Origin of the sequence: Acidiluteibacter ferrifornacis (assembly GCF_009909615.1) — a bacterium.
Taxonomy (GTDB): domain Bacteria; phylum Bacteroidota; class Bacteroidia; order Flavobacteriales_E; family Vicingaceae; genus Acidiluteibacter; species Acidiluteibacter ferrifornacis.
In genome coordinates, this window is sequence record NZ_WWNE01000012.1 from 177,483 (window position 1) to 196,850 (window position 19,368).

The following is a 19,368-nucleotide window of genomic DNA, read 5'->3' on the forward strand; positions in this document are numbered from 1 at the left end:
CTATATGTTTTTAATTATATTTTCAAGGTCTATCATAAAATTCTCTAATGCTGAAATTTCTATTGAATACGAAGTATCGTAAATGCCCAAAGGCAAATGATTTCTAACAATTTTTGGAAATTCAGAAGTTACAGCAAAAGCAAATGATTTTTTAAGCGAATACATTTTGTTATAATATTCACTGTCTTCTTCGAAATATCCGTGTAATTGTAATTTTGCGTTAAAAAAACTACGTTCTTCTTCGGTTGAAATATTTTTTCTGGTTTGTTCAACGATTGAATTAAGCGAAATACCGTTGTCTTTTACAGCTTCAGTTGAATACAAAACCAAAAACAGTTCGTTTAAACTTTCAGCATCTAATTGTCTTTCATTAGAAACTTTAATACGAGGCTGTTTTGAAGAAGTAAATTTAACTTCAATACCAATAGAACCCAAAGTAAAATCTTTCGCTTCAAAATCTCTTTCTGCACTTGTCCAGCTACTTACCGCATTTACGGCTGTTTTATCGTCATTCAAGAGGTAGTTAAGAAACAACAATTCACCAATCAACCCTTTTTGCTGTTCAAGCGATAATCCGTTAAAATTGATTTTATCAAATAGTTTTTTCCATTTGGAAACGACATTCAGCGTCGTTGTTATTGCTTCACTTTCAGTAATAGTTGGTTCAATATCTTCGAGAATGTTTTGAATAAATAACGAAAAAATATCTTTCAATTCGTTATCTAAGAGATAAAGGTAAAGTTCAATTTTGTCTTCAATGGACAAAGTGTATATTTCTACTCCTTTGAAACGGTAATTTTTCAGTTCAGGAATTGCAATATTTTTTGAAACCGACATTATGTACAAGTGCTGACCTGTGATGTGGTTTGTAGCAGCATAGCAATTTAAATGAGGAATTTCATCAATTCTTGTTCTAATTATGACTTCGCCTGTTGGCTTATGATTTTCCCAAATTGATTTAATATTAATCATTAGTTTTCAGTTTCAGGGTTATCATCATCTTCCATTACTTCATTATTAAATTCGCGATTTATAGTAGCTTTATACGAAACTTTAATTTCATCTTGAATTCTTGGGAAATGAACACTGTAACCAATAATTGGAATTCCAAAATTTAGATTGGTTCCTCTTTCATCTAGAGCATATATTAATATTAAACCTTTCTTTTCGCTAGCTCTTTGCTCCTTAATTTCTTTACTTGTTGTATTCGTTCTAATTGACAAATCAACTTGACGGTCTTTTAAATCATCAATTTGATTCTTTGCAATCAAATAAAATTCACTTCCCCTTGAATTTTTAGGTTGGTTACGAACACTGCAACCAAGCGTAATTGTTTCCTGATTGCAATCCAAATCATATGTCATTACATCATCTTTTGGACTTCTAGATTCATCTGGATTGTTTTCATAGCGATTGATAAATACTTTTTCATCAGTATTAGAAACAATACAAATGCTCCATTCTGTAATTCTGTTGTTTCTTGCTTGTGTTCTTATGTATTCACTTAATGTTGCATTATTTATACTTGGTTGGTCAATTTTAAACGTGTCAATAAAAGTGCAAACAGAATCAACATTTGAGTTTGGATAAAATAAATACCTAACCTTTCCTTTGCTTGTTTCTGTCCTGTTTTCTTTTGTTGGTAAACCGATTGTTGTAATCAAAGATTGCAAAGCATCAAAGTTGTTTTCAATCGCTTTTTTTGTTTTTAGCAAACAATAAGTTTGGGGGTTTTCACCTGAAAACGATATTTCTAGATCTTCCGCAAAATATAATTTATTAAGACTTGTAATTGTTAGTAAACCGTGATGATTTCTGACTTTCAAACGAAAATCTTTTGGTCGTTGATGGGTTGCGGTCATTTCGTCAAAATCATTTCGCATTTCTTCTGTTGCCATTGTGATGTGGTTAAACCACTCAAAAATCTGGTTTGTAGTGTACAATCGGCATAAATCAACATAACCTGGGCGATAGCCAAACCAACGACCCATTTGCATAAGCGAATCGTACATTCGGGTTGTTCTAATGTAATAAGAAATTGACAATCCCTCTAATGTAATCCCTCTAGATAAACGGCTTCCTCCAACAGCAATAACATATAAACTTTTCTCTTCTTTTTCATATCTGCTATAATCTATCTCTTGTATGTTGTGGTATTCTAAATTTGTCGTTGACCGTGTGCCGTGAACAGAACGAACATCAATTTTTAAAGCTGCAGGTTTAAGTTCTTTTTTAACAACTTCCCAATTATGTTCTTTTATTCTAATGTCAGTATAATCCAGATTTTCCAACACATTCCTAGTAGTTGGTAAAAAGTCTGTTTCATATATTTCTTTTAGTTCTTTTAACAAAGTATCATCTTCGCTTTGTATTGCGTCTTGATATTCTTTTGTTTTATCATTTACTAAATAGGCAACTCTGTCAATCCACCTTACTAACAAGGCAACGTGAATCAACATTGAATTGTGTTTGTTTTCGTGTCCCCGAACCCTACGAATAGCGCAAGTAAGAATGAATGATTTTATTGCACGTTCTAAACTTGGCGGAAGATATTCGGGTAAAATATCTTTGTTTTCACGATTGATTGTTCTGAAAAATGGTGGGTCATAATCACTAATTTCTCGGAAAATATCTAGAGGTTCTTTTGTAAGTTCCGGTTTTGAATTTTCGTACCCGAATATTTTTGCAGCGCCTATGTAATTGGTCGGTGCTTTAATATTTATAATAAAATCCCTTGGAAATAAATCTTCTCCAATTTTGTACTGTTTACCTTTTACAATGGTTGTAAGTTCTTCGTTATGGTCTTGTGAAATAAACAAGTTTGCGTATGGTGTGGCAGTGTAACCAACAAAAGTATTTTGATTAAAGATATTTAGCAGAGTTCGGATTAAACGGTTTATTGTTTTGATTTCGTTAATATCGCGTGAGGCATTTACAGAAGCAGAATCAGCTTCATCATCAATGATTAATGCAGGAACGTCAAACAATTTTGGTGTGCCATCAATCAACTTTGCATTTACATCTTTTGAAAACCAATCTATCAGGTTTTCAAGAATACTTTTATTCTTTTTAATGACAAAAACAACTGGATTTTTACCAATTGGAATATTTAATCTTGTTGCGATTTTTTGGTTAAAATCTCCTTCATCTCCGCTTTTGTAATAGGATGAAGTTAAAGAATAGATGTCCGTGTTTGTCTTGTATTTACCAACTCCAATAACTCTGTTTTCGTTTTCTCTAATGAAAGCCGAGCTATTCCTGCCTATATAACCCGAATCAATTCTTTCTTGTGTTTGTCTTCTTAGAGAACTAATTGTACCCGCAATGATGATTATTACTTTATAACCAGCATCAGTTGCTTTATTGATTAGCCCAACATAGTTAGAGGTTTTCCCAGATTGAACGTGTCCAACGACCATTCCTCGTCTGTCCCAAGAACTTTCTTTTTTAGGATTAACGCATTTATCAAGAATTTTATCTGTGAAGTCGTCCAAATCATTTATTGGAAATGAAGGATCATTTTCTGACATAAACAGTTTATATCTGTTCCACAATTCAAAATTTATTTTTGCTTTTTCATCATTCAACCAAGGCTCAATATCTTCTGATAAAATCGTAATTTCTCCTTTTCCAATACTAAAATCAGCTCGCAGAATTTCAAACAATTCTTGTTTGTCAAATGTTTGACCTTCAACTATGTTGATTGCAGATGCTTTTTCAATTACAGATAAAAGAACTTCATCGGTGATTTGTCCTTGATGAACTTGTATTAGGGTATGTGCTATTGCTCGTGCAGATTGTAGTAGACTCATTTTAGATATTCATTTATTAAAGGATATAAATCAAAAGGAGTAGCACTCAAAATTTGTTGCTTTGCTAATTCCTCAGGCACTCCCTGCGATATGTTTATTTTATATAATTCAACAGCTAAATTGATTAAATCATCACTCGGCTTATCTGTTTGTTTTTCTAATTCGTGGAACGAAGGATCTTCATTTTGATTGCTCAAAATCAATTCTATCGGAACATTTTCTTCAAGTAGTTTCAGTGCCTTTCCAGTCAGTTTACTGTTTTCGTCAAGTAACGATTTTATTATCGGGTGCTTTCTATTGATTTTATATTTCTTAATTCCTTCTCTTGTTTTTTCGTCAATCCACAACGGTTCGTGATTTAGGCTTCCTTTCTCAATAATTGCTTTTTGCCCTCGCCAATTATAAATTTTTGCTGACTTCATAATTGCAATTCTTGCAATTCGGTCAAGTTCCTTACGAATTTCTATTGGGGGTGTAGCTGTTGATTTTTTAATATCTAAATGCCAGTTAAAATCATTTTCGTTTGAAAAATTAACTGCAATTCTTGCCAACTTTGAATAATCACGTTTCTTTTGAAGTCCTAACCAATCTGCCGTAACAAGCAATCTATCACCCCTATAAATATAAAATCCTTGTTCCTGAAACCATCCCAACGAACCACCAGAGTTTTCATAATCTGTTTTCCCAATTTCAGACATATGTGGAAGTATGAAGTAGGTTATTTCAACATTATCAAAAAATTCAGGTTGTCCCATTTCGGGCTTTGGGCTTAAGTTCAGTAAGAAAGGATTGTATGGTTCAATTACATTATTCTGGAAAAATATTTTTATTCGTTTACTTTCAATAAATTTATGAAATACTAGACGCAAGTGTTCTTTAACTGAAATCATCTCAGCATAAAAAGCCGATTTAACGCTCTCATTGCTTATCTCAGCAATACCGACAATCCTATCTAACTTTTCCCAGAGCACTAGCGTTCCTGATTTTTGAATATCTATTTTTTCAATAAATGAATCATCAGAAACATAATCTAACAATTGCCATTCGTTTTCTGAATTGATGTAATCTATATCCCAACAACGCTTAATTGTTGTGTAACCTTCGCGCTTTGTTATGCATGTAAGTCTCTTGCATTGAGAAAATGAAGCAGTTTTCAAGCCCATTCCAAAACGTCCCAAGTCTTTTTCACTTCTAATTTCTTCAGGGTCTTTACTACCAGGTGTCATAGCCAAAACAAGTTCATCCTTGTTCATTCCTATTCCGTTGTCCGAAATAGAAATAAACGAATCTTTACCATTCCATTTGTAATCTAATCTGATTTCATCTGCGTTTGCAGATATAGAATTGTCTATAATGTCAGCAATAGCTGTAGAAAGATTGTAACCAAAACTTCTATATGAATTTATTGTAGATTTAGGGTTTGGTTTGGCAATTTCGGCTCTTATGTATTCTTCCATATCATGTCCCTAATTTTTTCAGCAATTTTTTGAGCCATTAATGGAGGTACGGCATTACCTATTTGTTTGAAGGCCGCTGTTCTGCTTCCCTCAAAGAAATAGTCATCAGGGAAGGATTGTATTCTTGCAGCTTCTCTAACACTAATGGAACGATTTTGCTTTTTATCTGGATGTATGTAATAATGACCATCCATTGCAATATGAGCAACAACAGTATGGGAAATACCATTTCCATTTACAACTTGAAAACGATTTGTAAAGGCATGTATATTGTTGTGTTTAATAAGTCTAGGTGGTAAGGTTGCGTAATTAAGTCTCTTACCTTTATTCCATTCTTCAACAGCAATTTTATAGATTTCTAAGTCGTTATCGTTATTTGGTCTTACAATATGCTGTGTCACAAAATCTAAACCGTTTCTTATATTGGTTTGCTTTAAGTAATTGGTTGTTGGTTTTACGTATTCTATAGCATCTAGAGTTCCTTGTCCATTCTTCAAGGGCTTTAAATCAGAAAAGAGATCGTTTTTAATATTAAAGTTATTCTGTGTTATTTCAAACTCCGGATATTTCAAATAAAGCTCTTTTTTCCATCCAATAATTATCACCCTTTTTCTGTCTTGTAAAACACCAAAATCTTTGGAATTTAAATAATTCTTTTCTGGTATAGCAACTTCGTAGCCTGCATTTCTTACCGCTTTGAATATTTTATTTAAATATTCCCCATTTTTTGCTGACAAGATTCCTGGCACATTTTCAAATACAAACATTTTTGGTTTGTATTTTTCTAAAAACTTGACATAATGTTTGTATAAGTGGTTTCTTGGGTCTTTATCCATATCCTTTCTTGCACGACCTGCAACAGAGTATGCCTGACATGGAGGGCCACCAATAATTAAATCAATTTTGTTGGTATCTATCTCTTTGTCAATTATTTCAAAAATTTCTGGTAAAGTTTCGTCTGAAATTTCCTTATTGATTACTGAATTGATTAGGTTCTCAGGTATATTTTCCCAAAGTTTTTCTTTATTCTTTGAATCCGATTTAAGATAATTATAATAAATAGTGTCTTTTTTATTCTCTTTAAGCCAATGGTAAGAAGTTCTAGTTTTAATTGTATCGCAGGCATCTTTGTTCATTTCAACATGTGCAATCGGATTAAATCCTGCACGAATAAAACCTTCCGAAAGACCACCAGCGCCAGCGAATAAATCTATGTAATTAAGTTGTTTCATTGATATTTATGATTATAAAAATACACACTTGTAAAATTAATCTTTTTCTTAATACTCTATTCAACCTTAGCAAATTCAAACTCTTATGTTTTCTTCGCCTTAGCTGCGCTTATCAGCAAAACCCATTGTATGGTTTAGCCCACACACCTTTATTTACGCTCTAAAAGAAATAAAAAAAGGGGATGGGTTCATTTTCAGTTTTATAGTCGTTTTTTTTGGAATCCCGAAAATAACTGATTTTTTTCAATAATCCGCAGTCTGTTGAAAAATAATGTGTTGAAACATTGTTGCGTAGGTTAAATTACCTGCGTCACTCTGTAATTTTGGCCATTGAACACAAAGGTGTCTTCGGTAGTTTTGCCGTTTAGTTACTGTCCAATGGGTGAAGCCATGGAGATTACATAATAGGTAGTTCCGTCCAATTGTAATTTCCCGTAAGGTATGGAAAGAAAATAAGTGCCATGGTTGGTGTTCACTATGCTGCCGTATCCAATGGTTGCGGTGGAGGTTGTTTTAATTTGTTTCAATTCGTTCAGCATTCGAGCTGTTTTCTCGGCTTGATTTTCTAGGTTGTTGAGCTCTATTTGCGCCATCTCTCTAGAAGTCTCAAATTTATCACCTGCGCTGCTTTTGGTATCGCTATCCCTAGATTCTTGCGTAGAAGTAATAGAGGCCGCTAATGCTTCCAACTTTGCCGAAAGAATGCGGTCCAATTGGGCAATCAATTGCTGTTTAATACTTAGGCTCATAAAGTCATTAAGCTTCGTCTGGTCCTGGTCTGTACTTGAGTTGCATGCCGTAGATGAAGTTCCGCAGCACCTGGTCTTTACATCTTCTAAAGTGTTGATGGTCGGGTTTTCTAAAAAGTGCACTCAATTCGGATTTACCAAATCTAAAATTGGCCAAGTCCAGAATATGTAAAATGTCTTCGTCCTTTAAATTGAGGGCAATCTTGAATTTTCGCAAAACAATGTTGTTGTTCAAGCTCTTTTCAGGTTTAGGCTGTGGGCCTTCTTTTTTACCTCTTTTGAGGTTGATAAATCCATTTAAAAAGATTGTCAGCTCTTTATCGTATAGTTGTTGCTGTTCTGGGTGGTCATCTTTTTTTAGCCAGTTACTCACTTCTGCTCGAGTAGTTTCATGATCGGCAAGTGCAAAGATTTGAATCATTTGGTCGTCGCTTAAATCAAAAGTGTAACGCGTTCTGCGTAAAATGTCATTGTTGTTCATAGTGCTAAAAATAGATTATACTTTCCAAGCGCAAAACTACGAATTTATGAAAGGCGGCCTACCACTATAGATGTGAAATGATGTGGCAGACTGATCTGTTAGTTTCCGCTAGAAGCCAACTTTTTTTTGCGTTTTCGAATTGACTCGAAGAATCACCTCTAGTATATAGGGGATGAGAAATTCCTAAGGTTACTGAATCAACGCTGCCACTTGCGCAGCTTGATGAGCTCTAGAATATTGTTTGATTTTTTCAGGATGAGTTGGGGTCTGGGTTCCATTTTTAAAATGGGTCAATTGTTCTTCAATAAAGGCAGCAATTTCACTGCTACTGCTGCGGTCAAATGTTTTTCCAGCTTGACAATTAGCGATGGTTTTGGCCACATCTCCACTCAATGAAGCTAAAGCTGCGATTGGGTTTTGGCTCGCCAAGTATTCGAATAACTTACCTGGCACGATGCCATCTCCTTTATTAATGTTCGGTATTAATAACAACAACAAATCGGCATTTTTTTGGTAATGCACAATTTCAGAATGTGGTACGCTAGGAATATAGGCCAATGGCAATTGTAACTTTTTGATGTATTGTTCTATATTTGCCGACATCGACCCTACAATTTGCAGCTGAATCGGTTGGTTGGGGGTTTGGTCGATTACTTTTCTCAATCCTTCCAAAAACGATTCGGGCTCGTATTGATCAGACATGGTTCCGGTGTAGCAAATGGTAAATGTTTCGTTAGGTTGCTCTTGTCGGGGTACTAAATCTTCAGGGTCAAATCCATTGGGAATGATGCAAAATTTATCGCCATTCACTTTCGTTGACTTGGGTAAAAATAAATCCTTAAACCCTTGACTTACGGTGATGATTTGATCGGATTGTTCGATTACTTCTTTTTCTAATTTCAAGTCTATTCGCCTAGACCATTGGGTATGTCCCAACAATGAATAATAATAAATGTCGGTCCAAGGGTCTCTAAAGTCTACGATCCATTTCAGTTTGGGGAATGCTTTTTTAAGGTCTCTTCCAATTAGTTGAGTGGAGTGGGGCGGACTGGTTGTTATCACCGTTTGGATACCGTATTGCTGAATGATCTCCTTTCCTTTACCAACGGCATATTTTTTCCATCCCACTCTTGGATCAGGAATAAAAAAGTTGCTGCGAATGGCATTCACCAGTTGTTGCACCTTACTTTCATTATTGACATTTGAGAATCCGGCCGTAGGCACATTTTTTTTACCCACTAGTTGAGAGTAGTAGTTAATGGGTTCGAAAGAGGTGGTTTTATGTATTTGAATGCTAGGGTGAATGTCATGTTTAAGACTTTCATCCAACTGCATGTAACTTGCCACTTTTTCATCCACTGTTAGAATGTGCACTTCAATTCCTTGCAGAGCGAGGTATTTGGAAAGTTTCAACCATCGTTGCACTCCTGCACCTCCGCTTGGGGGCCAATAGTAGGAAATGATGAGAACTTTTTTCATAACTGAGGCATTGAATCAGTGTAAAGATAGCTGAACTCATTGAAATAGCTCAGGCAATCGGTGGTGAAAAATTGACTTTCCTTTGATGCATTAGTTGTTTGAAGCATTTAAAATGGCTTGTTCGATCGAGTTTCCAAACAATTCGGTGAGCGAGATTCCTGCTGCTATTGCTTGTTGAGGAATTAAGCTTCCTTCAGTTAATCCTGGAACCGTGTTGATTTCTATTACAGAAGGACCTGCTTCTTCTAAAATAAAGTCTACTCGGATAATGCCCGTCATGTTAAACTGGTGATAAATTTCAATTACAGTTTGTTGTATTTCAGCAGCAATGGCGGCATCTATTTGAGCGGGAGTAATTTCTTGAGAAGCTCCTTTGTATTTGGCCTCAAAGTCAAAAAACTCATTTTGAGAAACGATTTCCGTTATAGGCAAAGCGATTACTTTTCCTTTATAATTGAGTACTCCGCAGGTCACTTCTCTTCCTACCATAGCGCTTTCAATCAATACCTCATGGTCCTCCCCAAATGCTTTCTGAATGGCAGGGGCTAGGGCAGCCTGCTCTTTTACTTTGCTAATACCAAAACTACTTCCCGCATTGTTGGGTTTTACAAAACAGGGAAAACCCAATTTTTTCCCAATCGCTGATTCATCGTAGTTCATTCCTTGTCTCAACAACATGGAGTTGGCGCAACGTATGCCTAATTGCTTCAGCAAGGTGGTGCAATACCATTTGCTAAATGTTACAGCAGAGTTTAAAAGGCTAGGCGTGGTGTATGGAATTTTTAACAAATCAAAATAACCTTGTAGTTTTCCATCTTCTCCAGGGGTTCCATGAATGGCGATAAAGGCACAATCAAATTGTATTCGGACATCCGGTGTAAGGATGCTGAAGTCATTTTTATCAACACGATAGGTTTTACCTTCAATTTCTGCAGTCCATTCTTTGCCAATGACTTTGAGCATATAGCAGTCGTACAGCGATTTATCTAAGTGAGAAAATACTACTTCTGCAGTTTTTAAAGAGATGACAATTTCGGAAGAATCTCCTCCTGCAATGATGGCAATGGTGCGTTTTGAGCTCATTTTAAATTCGTGTTATATCCAATTGCTAAATTAAAATTATAGCGCAGTGGTTGAGCGCAATTATTCGAGTTTTATTAACATCTTGTTCGTTTATAGATTTGATGGTATTAGCTACATCGACCTGCTTTAAATTTAATATCTTTGCTGACTTTAAAGGAAAAATTCATGACCTTTTTTCGTTTTGTATTCTCGAAAATATTCGCCATTAACTTGCTGATAGCAATTGTGGTAGTAGTAGCTGCTTTTTTTGCTGTGTCTAATTATTTAACTAGCTATACCTTACATGGTGAGAGTATAGAAGTTCCCAATTTTGAAAACTATGAATTGGAACAATTGGACGATGTGTTTAAAAGAAGTCAACTAAACTATGTAATTGTTGATTCCATATACATAAAAGGAAAATCTCCGGGAACGGTAATAGAGCAAGATCCTGCTGAAGGAAGGTTGGTGAAAAAGGGTAGAAAAGTTTATTTGACTGTAACCGCCACTCAACCGCCTCAAACTACCATTCCTAACTTGATAGATCGCTCAATGCGTCAAGCAGAAGCGACCTTAGCTGCTTATGGTTTGAAACTGGGCGAAGTGACCTATGAAGCGGATCCTTGCTCCAACTGTGTGCTGAAACAACAGCAAAACGGACAAGATATAATTCCTGGAAATCCTATTCACAAAGGGGCTGTTATCGATTTAGTGGTAGGTAAGGGATTGGGTGATGAATTAGTCCCTATTCCATACTTGTACGAAATGAATGCAGAAATGGCGAAAGTGTTGTTGAAGACGAGCTTGTTAACAGTTGGTGCAGAAGAGTTTGACGAAACGGTGGTGACTGCTGAAGACTCTGCAAACGCCATTATTTACCGACAAATTCCTGCTTATGCGCCCAACAAATCCATTAACTCAGGGAGTTTGGTCAGTATCTTTTTAACGATGGATAAAAATAAGGTGGTTGATTATGCCGTTGATACTACCGTAACGATTCAACCCTAAAGAATGAAGAAATTATTTTTAGCGATTTTTCTAATGTCGTCTTTTGGTGCTTTTGCCCAAGATTACTTAACAGTACCTTCTTCTAATCCAAGTCTGTTTTATCGTCAAACGGCTAAAAGTCAAGATAAAGTAGAACAATACAAGTCTTTTATCTACTTGTTTGATACTTTAAGTCTACCTTTTAAAGATGATTTTTCGAGGGATAAAATGCGCAAGCTGAATGCTAAAGAAGGGGATGCAGGACTCCAAGATACTGTTTTTTACTATTTGTATTTAGGAAATGTGGTTTCTGATACTGGTGCCAGATATTCAGAATTGAGAACCAATACTTATCGATTTAATGCGGATAGCAGTGCTATAGATACCACACCAAATCCGCAAATTGCAGTCACATTCAATGATTATTCGGTTTATCCCAATGAATCTGTAATCAGACAGGTGTATCCAGCTTATAACATTTATGATACCGTTGGAAAGCCAGTTGATACGATTGCTTCAGCGTTTACCTACGAACAAGATTCTGTGATTCGGTATATTGTTCCTTCGGATGGGAAGGAATACCTTTGGCAGAATGATTTTGTATTGATCAACGATGGGTTTGCCTTTCATCCACCATCTTATGGGGTGGCCACTTTTGATGGGTTAGATCGCTTTGGTAGAGCTTACGACATTTCTTCTACTAACACTTATGGAGTTGCGGATGTGTTGACTTCTGCACCAATTGATTTGTCGGGATTGACACTTGCAGACTCTGTTTTTTTAAGTTTTCAATATCAGCCTCAAGGTTTAGGCAGAGATGCGCCAGAACCTAACGATTCTTTAGTCTTGGATTTTTATGATGTCAGTCAGAAAAAATGGAAAACGGTTTGGGGAGCTAGAGGGAGTGGAAGAATACCATTCGAGAAAGAAATTTTATTGGTGGATAGTGCTTTTCTAGAGAAGGGGTTTCAATTCAGGTTTAAAAACAAGGGGAATTTGTCCGGAGCTTACGATAATTGGAACATCGATTACATTTACCTCAATAAACAACGTTCTAGGTTTGATATCGTTTTTGACGATGTGGCCATATTGTCGAATTACCCCAGCATGCTGAAGGATTATTCATCGATTCCTTATTGGCAGTACGCAGCTATTGCAGGGGCAACTGTAAGAGATACCATATCCAATTTTTTTGGGAACAATACTACCAATACAAAGACCGTTTACTTTAGGTATTTTGTGAGCGATCCGTCGGGAACCTATTATCCACAATTTCCTTTTCCATCGAATACATCTACCACAACGACTTTACCAGGCTTAGGAACACAGAGAAGAAATTATCCACTGAAAAATGGGCCTTTAAATTTTGAGTATCCCATTACTGACATGGATACAGCGCATACTTTTCTAACTACTTTCGTGGCACAGTTTAGTAATTCTGGCGGACAAGATTTTTTCCCAGAGAATGATACTTTGTTTCATGAACAACGATTCGATCATTATTTAGCTTATGATGATGGTTCGGCGGAAGCAGGGTATGGTGTAAATATTACAGATACTACTTTCGGAAAAAGGGGAGTAGTTGCCCAACGGTTTACCTCTTTTATTCAAGACACCTTAACAGCGGTTAGTATTTACTTTTTGCAGCAAGGAGTTGACTTGGAAGGTAGCACCTTTAATTTGTGTGTATGGTCTGATCTAAACCAAAATGGCTTGATTTACAAGAAGCCCATGAAGGATGTCGTTTCTTATTTCGATAAGAATGGTTTCAGAACCTACCACCTTGATGATAGCGTGATTGTTGAAGTAGGTGACTTTTATATCGGGATAGAACAGAATACCTTCCGATCATTGAATGTAGGATATGATTTCAGTAATGACCGAAAAAATTCCATGTTTTATTCATTAGATGGTGGAGTTACTTTTTCTACACCAAGTGGAGCTATTCAGCCTGGAACCATGATGCTTCGTCCGTACTTTAGGATTAATAAGAATCAAGTGACTGTTGAAGAAAATGAATTAAAAGCTTTAGATGTAATGGTTTATCCTAATCCAACATCTGGTGGATTATCGTTGAGAATGAGCGAAGGGAATTCATCATTAATGAATTACCAAGTATACGATATTCAGGGGAGATTGATACTTCAAAATCAGTTTATTCAACAACACGAAATCGATTTAAGCGATCAAAATAATGGCGTTTACCTTTTGCGATTAATGGATCAAGAAGGGCAATCTACCACTAAACGAATTATAGTTTCACATTAGAGATGATAGAAGAGGAAGAGTATAACGAAGAGTTGGAACAAGATAGTGATGAACTATTTGAACATTATAAGTACATAGCCGACAAAGGTCAAACGGTATTGCGGATCGATAAATTTTTAAATGATCGATTGCCCAATACTTCAAGAAATAAAATCCAAGATGCCGCCAATGCAGGAAATGTTGTGGTAAATGGAGTAGCTGTGAAGAGCAATTATAAAGTGAAACCATTGGATGAAATATCCATCGTTTTACCTTATCCGCCTCGAGTGATTGAACTAATACCTGAAAATATTCCTTTAGATATACTTTATGAAGACGATACCTTGTTGGTGCTAAATAAGGCATCCAATATGGTGGTTCATCCGGGTTATGGAAACTACAGCGGAACTTTAGTCAATGCATTGATCTACCACATTAATAATTTACCTGAAGCGGATGGTAATGAAGGACGTCCTGGGTTAGTTCATCGATTAGATAAGAATACTACGGGTATCATGGTAATTGCTAAGACAGAACAAGCATTAACCCATTTGAGTAAACAGTTTTACGATCGTACTTCTAGCAGAACCTATCAGGCTTTGGTTTGGGGAGATATGAAGGAGGATAGTGGTCGAATTGAAGGACATATAGGCAGGAGCTTAAAAAATCGCAAACTGATGGACATTTTTCCAGATGGAGAATTTGGAAAAGCGGCAATAACCAATTTTAGAGTTTTAGAGCGATTTGGTTACGTAACCCTAGTGGAGTATAAATTGGAAACCGGACGAACCCATCAGATTAGAGCTCATTCTAGGTTCATCGGACACCCACTATTTAACGATCCAGAATATGGTGGAGATCGCATTTTAAAAGGTACGACTTTTACCAAATACAAACAGTTTATTAATAACTGTTTTGAAATTTTACCTCGACAAGCATTACATGCTAAAACGTTGGGATTTACGCATCCCAAAACGGGCGAATGGATGGAGTTTAATTCTGAGTTACCTGATGATATGACTCAAGTGATTGCCAGGTGGAAAAACTACATTGTCAACCGTAGTTTAAACGAGGAGGAAGAAGATACTAGTGGTAAAGAATTGGAATAACACCAATCTTTTTTAGCTTAAATCGATTGGAAGAATAGAAAAAAACAATCGGTAATATATGTTCAAAAGCCTAATTTTGTTCTGTTTTAGAGTGGACGAAATAGTAGTCTCTAAATGTCATACTGTTTTTAAATAAAAGATTTAGTAAATCTATTCTTATGGAGAATAAATGGAAATTAACAACCTATGTGGTTTTACTATTCGTAATTATATACCTGAAGTTTTTTGACTCTGATGCATCGGCATTTATCAACAAATTCGATCAGATGAAAGCAATTTTGGCTTTTTTCATATTCTATATACTGATTTACTTATTGTCCAATGCAGCGAAATACTTTTACAATAGAAGTCATAAAATCGCACATAACAAGAAGAATAACGTACACTTTGGGATAGAGAATATTGCTAACTTTATGTTAGGTGTGGGTTTGTTAGTGTTGTTTATGAGTTTGTTAGGAGTGAAGCCGATAGAATTAATTACTTCTTTAACCATTGTCGCTGCGGCTTTCGCCATTTTAACCAAAGAATACATTGTGGACTTCTTGAGTGGAATTTACTTGAGTTTTTCCAACACTTTTGAGATCAATGATTATGTAAAGATTGACAATCAAAAAGGTAAGGTTATTGAAATAAGTATGTTGAAAGTTAAAATATTGAACGACGACGATGATGTGGTTATATTACCAAACTCTAAGGTTCATTACAATGAAATTATCAATTATACACGACGAGATGTACGATTGATGAATGTTGACTTTCAAATTGCTTTGAAGTATATTGATAATATTGAACAGTTGGAGAAAGAGATTATTTCTTCTATTGAAAGTTTTAGTGAATATATTGATCCTCGTTCATATAACCTTAAAGTAGTGGAGATGAAAATGGACTACTTGGAATTGAAATTTCAATATACGCTAAAACTGTCGGATATGGATTTAGTGAAGAAAATCAGAAGAAAAACCATTCGTGAAGTATTTAACTTTATATCTAGTAAAAAAGAAAACTCTATAGAGAAATAAAGTAGAATAGAACTCCAGCAAAAAAGCATCCTAAAAAGGATGCTTTTTTATTTTTCGATTAATTCTTTGCTTAGTAAATACATGTATGGACATCGTCCGCATGCCTTACCTTTTTTATATTTGTCACAGCATTTGGTTTTCAAGTCTAATTTCTTGAGTTCCTTTTTATATGCTTTTATTTGTTTCTTTTTTCCCATCTTTTGACGGGATAAAATTACTTATTTAAAATCATTCTAAATAAGAATGTATCAAAAAGTATTAAGCCGTTGCAGCAGGAGTAACGGTTAGGGTTTTTACATCTCTGTCGAACAAATACAATCCACCCTTATCGTCTCCAATAAGGTTAATTTTGTCTAAGATAGTACGAGCCAAGGCTTCTTCTTCAATTTGTTCAGCAACATACCATTGCAAAAAGTTATGTGTTGAAAAATCCTTCTCATTCAATGAAATTTCTACCAAATCATTAATGCTTTGGGAAACCATAACTTCGTGTTTAAATAATAATTCAAACATTTCTTTTGGAGAACCATAAGCCGTTTTAGGTGCAACTAAGTCAGAGATAGTCGCATGACCGCCTCTTTCATTAATGTATTTTACCAATTTAAGCATGTGCATACGCTCTTCATCTGAATGCATGTACATAAAAGCTGCAACTCCTTCTAAACCTTTAACTTCTGCCCAAGAGGCCATTGCTAAATATACTTGAGAAGATTCTGCCTCTATTCTAACTTGTTTATTTAATGCTTGTTCTACCTTTTCTGATAACATATTTTATTAAGATTTTTGAATTCATAAAATTAAGAGTTTCTTTCAAATATTTGACCTTAGAATAGAGCGAACATCGGTTTAGATTTTTATCTTTGCGCTCATCATGGTTAACGAACGCCTTATATTAGATCACAAAAAACTTCAACTAACCATCAAACGGTTGTGTTATCAGCTGATTGAAAATCATGGTGATTTTTCTAACTCCGTCATTTTGGGCTTGCAGCCAAGGGGTGTTTTTATGGCAGATAGAATTCATAAAGAATTGGAGTCTATATTAAAAAGAAAAGTACTTCTCGGTCGATTAGATGTTACCTTTTTTAGGGATGACTTCAGAAGAAGAGCCAATCCATTGATTCCTAATGCAACTAGCATAGATTTTACCATAGAAAACAAACGGGTGATATTGATCGACGATGTTTTGTATACAGGACGAACCATTCGATCGGGATTAGATGCTATGTTAGCCTACGGAAGACCAGCTGATGTCGAGTTGATGGTGCTAGTAGATCGAAGGTATAGTCGACACCTTCCAGTAGAAGCAAATTATATCGGAACCCAAGTGGATTCAATTTCTGAAGAAAGAGTGAGAGTAGAGTGGAAAGAAGCAGACGGCAAAGATCAAATCATATTATATACCCCAGAACAGTAGAATGGAAAAATTATCAACCCGCCACTTATTAGGAATAAAGAACTTAACAAGAAAGGACATTGAATTAATTTTCAATACGGCTGATAATTTTAAAGAAATCATCAATCGACCAATTAAAAAAGTTCCCTCATTACGAGATACTACGATAGCCAATTTATTTTTTGAAAACTCCACCCGAACCAAACTTTCATTTGAGTTGGCAGAAAAAAGATTGTCGGCCGATGTGGTTAATTTTTCAGCGAGTGGTTCATCTGTTTCAAAAGGAGAAACACTGATAGATACCGTCAATAATATTTTGGCAATGAAAGTGGATGTTGTAGTTATGCGACACCCCAATCCTGGAGCAGCTGTGTTTTTGTCTAAAAACATAAACGCAAGTATAGTGAATGCAGGTGATGGTACTCATGAACATCCTACTCAAGGGCTTTTGGATGCCTTTTCTATTCGTGAAAAGTATGGTGACCTTTCAGGAAAAAAAATTGTTATCGTAGGAGATATTGCTCATTCTAGAGTGGCATTGTCAAATATATACTGTCTACAGAAATTAGGGGCAAAAGTGAAAGTTTGTGGTCCTCCTACATTGATTCCAAAGTATATATCTTCTCTTGGTGTGGAAGTGGAATACAATCTAGATAGGGCTATCGCTTGGTGCGATGTAGCGATGATGCTGAGAATTCAATTGGAGCGACAAACCAATGTATCAGAAGGAAATCAAGTTAAACTCTTTCCATCACTGCGTGAATATGCTAATATGTATGGACTTACAGCGGAAAGATTGAATCGACTTGATCATAAAATTACTATAATGCACCCGGGACCAATCAATAGGGGAGTAGAGATAACTTCGGAAGTGGCCGATTCTGAGCATTCCATTATACTTAATCAAGTAGAAAATGGCGTGGCCGTAAGAATGGCGGTTTTATACCTTTTAAGCGGTAGAGAATTTTGATACGCCATTATTTTATATATATTTGTTTGCATCAGCATTATAATTATGGAATACGAAATAATAAAGGAAGAGAAGTTCGCTGCATTTAAGTTCTCAACAGAGAAACTTACTGCTATAATTGCACCTTCTGTAAAAGCAGACATTATTGTTTTGAATGAAGAAGGCTATTCCAACTTTATTTTAGATTTATCTAATGTTCAATATTGCGATTCTTCGGGATTAAGTGCCATTTTAGTGGCCAACCGGGTAGCGAAAGAAAATAGAGGAATATTAGTGGTTTGTAGTTTGCAACCTTCTGTAGATAAGTTAATTAAAATTTCGCAGTTGGATGGGATTTTAAATATTGTACCCTCCTATAATGAAGCCATGGACTATATCTTCATGGAAGAATTAGAGAAAGGATTAGATGACATTTTCTAATTCATGGCATTATCAGTTCTCATTCTTGGAAGTAGTGCCGCAGCTCCTACATTAAGCAGAAATCAAACCGCCCAACTAGTTACTACAGAGCGATCTCAATTCTTAATCGATTGTGGAGAGGGTACCCAACTCCAACTCAGGAAATATAAAGTTAGGTTTCAACAGATTGATCATATTTTCATCTCACATTTACACGGAGATCACTTTTTTGGATTAGTAGGGTTGCTTTCAACCATGCATCTTTTGGGTAGAAAAACTCCTATCCACATTTATGGTCCTAAAGAGCTCAAAGAAGTAGTAGAAGTCCAATTTAAATACATAGGGGGCCCAGGCTTAAGCTATAAAATCATTTTTCATGGGGTGGAGAATAGGAAAGATGCAATTTATGAAGATCAGGAGATTGTAGTTACGAGCTTTGAAGTAAAACACCGAATTAAGTGTTTTGGTTATAAATTTCAAGAAAGAGTAAAACCTAGACGTATCAATGGAAAAAGAGTAGAATTTTATAAAGTACCTAATTACTTTAGAAGCAAACTAAAGGATGGTGCTGATTTTACGACAGAAGAAGGAGAAGTGATTTCCAATGAGGTTTTAACAGATTCGCCGTACCCTTCTTATTCTTATGCTTATTGTGCAGATACGGCATACAATGAAGGAATGCTGCCTGAAATTAAAGGAGTGGACTTGTTGTATCATGAAGCCACATTTTTGGAGCAAGAGAAATCTAGGGCAAAGAAAACATTTCATTCTACAACTGTTCAAGCGGGAACCATTGCTCAAAAAGCAGGTGTAAAACAATTGATCATTGGTCATTTTTCCAACCGATACAACGATTTAAATTCAGTCTTAAAGGAAACGAAAACAGTTTTTAAGAACACTCAACTCGCTATAGAAGGAAAAACGTTTTTAGCTGGAGATAGCAAATCAAAGAAATAATAGACGACTATT

17 protein-coding genes are annotated in these 19,368 nt (G+C 35.6%); 8 read left to right on the top strand and 9 right to left on the bottom strand.

The features are described from left to right. The 8 genes from GQN54_RS12915 to GQN54_RS12950 all read right to left on the bottom strand — a co-directional run bounded on the left by GQN54_RS12915 (position 1) and on the right by GQN54_RS12950 (position 10,293). Positions 1-972: a PD-(D/E)XK motif protein gene (locus GQN54_RS12915; RefSeq protein WP_160633974.1), complete on the bottom strand. Its 972-nt coding sequence runs from the start codon at positions 970-972 to the stop codon at positions 1-3. After that, entirely contained in the window at positions 972-3,812 is a 2,841-nt protein-coding gene (locus GQN54_RS12920; protein ID WP_160633975.1) for a Z1 domain-containing protein, read from the bottom strand. The genes GQN54_RS12915 and GQN54_RS12920 overlap by 1 nt, the downstream gene beginning before the upstream one ends. After that, positions 3,809-5,269, bottom strand: a complete 1,461-nt coding sequence (locus GQN54_RS12925; protein ID WP_160633976.1) for an ATP-binding protein — start codon at positions 5,267-5,269, stop codon at positions 3,809-3,811. The genes GQN54_RS12920 and GQN54_RS12925 overlap by 4 nt, the downstream gene beginning before the upstream one ends. Next, positions 5,254-6,501, bottom strand: a complete 1,248-nt coding sequence (locus GQN54_RS12930; protein WP_160633977.1) for a DNA cytosine methyltransferase — start codon at positions 6,499-6,501, stop codon at positions 5,254-5,256. The genes GQN54_RS12925 and GQN54_RS12930 overlap by 16 nt, the downstream gene beginning before the upstream one ends. 368 nt (positions 6,502-6,869) lie before the next feature. Further along, complete coding sequence (locus GQN54_RS12935) at positions 6,870-7,250, bottom strand: 3-oxoacyl-ACP synthase (protein WP_160633978.1); 381 nt, start codon at positions 7,248-7,250, stop codon at positions 6,870-6,872. Between the two features lie 7 nt (positions 7,251-7,257). Beyond that, positions 7,258-7,731, bottom strand: a complete 474-nt coding sequence (locus tag GQN54_RS12940; protein WP_160633979.1) for a YehS family protein — start codon at positions 7,729-7,731, stop codon at positions 7,258-7,260. A gap of 189 nt (positions 7,732-7,920) precedes the next feature. Then, complete coding sequence (locus GQN54_RS12945) at positions 7,921-9,210, bottom strand: glycosyltransferase family 4 protein (protein WP_160633980.1); 1,290 nt, start codon at positions 9,208-9,210, stop codon at positions 7,921-7,923. 90 nt (positions 9,211-9,300) lie between these two features. Then, positions 9,301-10,293: a D-alanine--D-alanine ligase gene (locus GQN54_RS12950; protein WP_160633981.1), complete on the bottom strand. Its 993-nt coding sequence runs from the start codon at positions 10,291-10,293 to the stop codon at positions 9,301-9,303. A gap of 165 nt (positions 10,294-10,458) precedes the next feature. Here GQN54_RS12950 and GQN54_RS12955 point away from each other — a divergent pair, with 165 nt between their 5' ends. From GQN54_RS12955 to GQN54_RS12970, 4 genes are all read left to right on the top strand, one after another. Further along, the gene (locus GQN54_RS12955; RefSeq protein ID WP_160633982.1) at positions 10,459-11,280 is read left to right on the top strand and encodes a PASTA domain-containing protein; all 822 of its coding nucleotides are present in this window, start codon (positions 10,459-10,461) and stop codon (positions 11,278-11,280) included. Positions 11,281-11,283: 3 nt separating this feature from the next. After that, positions 11,284-13,527, top strand: coding sequence for a T9SS type A sorting domain-containing protein (locus tag GQN54_RS12960; RefSeq protein WP_160633983.1), 2,244 nt, complete (start codon positions 11,284-11,286; stop codon positions 13,525-13,527). 2 nt (positions 13,528-13,529) lie between these two features. Beyond that, positions 13,530-14,615, top strand: coding sequence for an RluA family pseudouridine synthase (locus GQN54_RS12965; protein ID WP_160633984.1), 1,086 nt, complete (start codon positions 13,530-13,532; stop codon positions 14,613-14,615). 158 nt (positions 14,616-14,773) lie between these two features. Then, positions 14,774-15,634 (top strand): mechanosensitive ion channel family protein, encoded by an 861-nt coding sequence (locus GQN54_RS12970; RefSeq protein ID WP_160633985.1) that lies wholly within the window; start codon positions 14,774-14,776, stop codon positions 15,632-15,634. A gap of 258 nt (positions 15,635-15,892) precedes the next feature. Here GQN54_RS12970 and GQN54_RS12975 read toward each other — a convergent pair whose 3' ends face one another. After that, positions 15,893-16,402 carry a ferritin gene (locus GQN54_RS12975; protein ID WP_160633986.1) on the bottom strand — a complete coding sequence of 170 codons (510 nt, stop codon included), beginning with the start codon at positions 16,400-16,402 and terminating at the stop codon, positions 15,893-15,895. A gap of 103 nt (positions 16,403-16,505) precedes the next feature. Here GQN54_RS12975 and pyrR point away from each other — a divergent pair, with 103 nt between their 5' ends. Genes pyrR through GQN54_RS12995 form a run of 4 tightly spaced genes read left to right on the top strand, consistent with a single transcriptional unit; the run spans position 16,506 to position 19,356 of the window. Beyond that, entirely contained in the window at positions 16,506-17,051 is a 546-nt protein-coding gene (pyrR, locus tag GQN54_RS12980) for a bifunctional pyr operon transcriptional regulator/uracil phosphoribosyltransferase PyrR (protein ID WP_160633987.1), read from the top strand. Between the two features lies 1 nt (position 17,052). Further along, entirely contained in the window at positions 17,053-18,000 is a 948-nt protein-coding gene (locus tag GQN54_RS12985; RefSeq protein ID WP_160633988.1) for an aspartate carbamoyltransferase catalytic subunit, read from the top strand. A 45-nt stretch (positions 18,001-18,045) separates the two neighbouring features. After that, a complete protein-coding gene (locus tag GQN54_RS12990) occupies positions 18,046-18,420 on the top strand; it encodes an STAS domain-containing protein (RefSeq protein ID WP_160633989.1) in 375 nt (124 codons plus the stop codon). A 3-nt stretch (positions 18,421-18,423) separates the two neighbouring features. Further along, complete coding sequence (locus tag GQN54_RS12995) at positions 18,424-19,356, top strand: ribonuclease Z (RefSeq protein WP_160633990.1); 933 nt, start codon at positions 18,424-18,426, stop codon at positions 19,354-19,356. Positions 19,357-19,368: the final 12 nt, after the last annotated feature.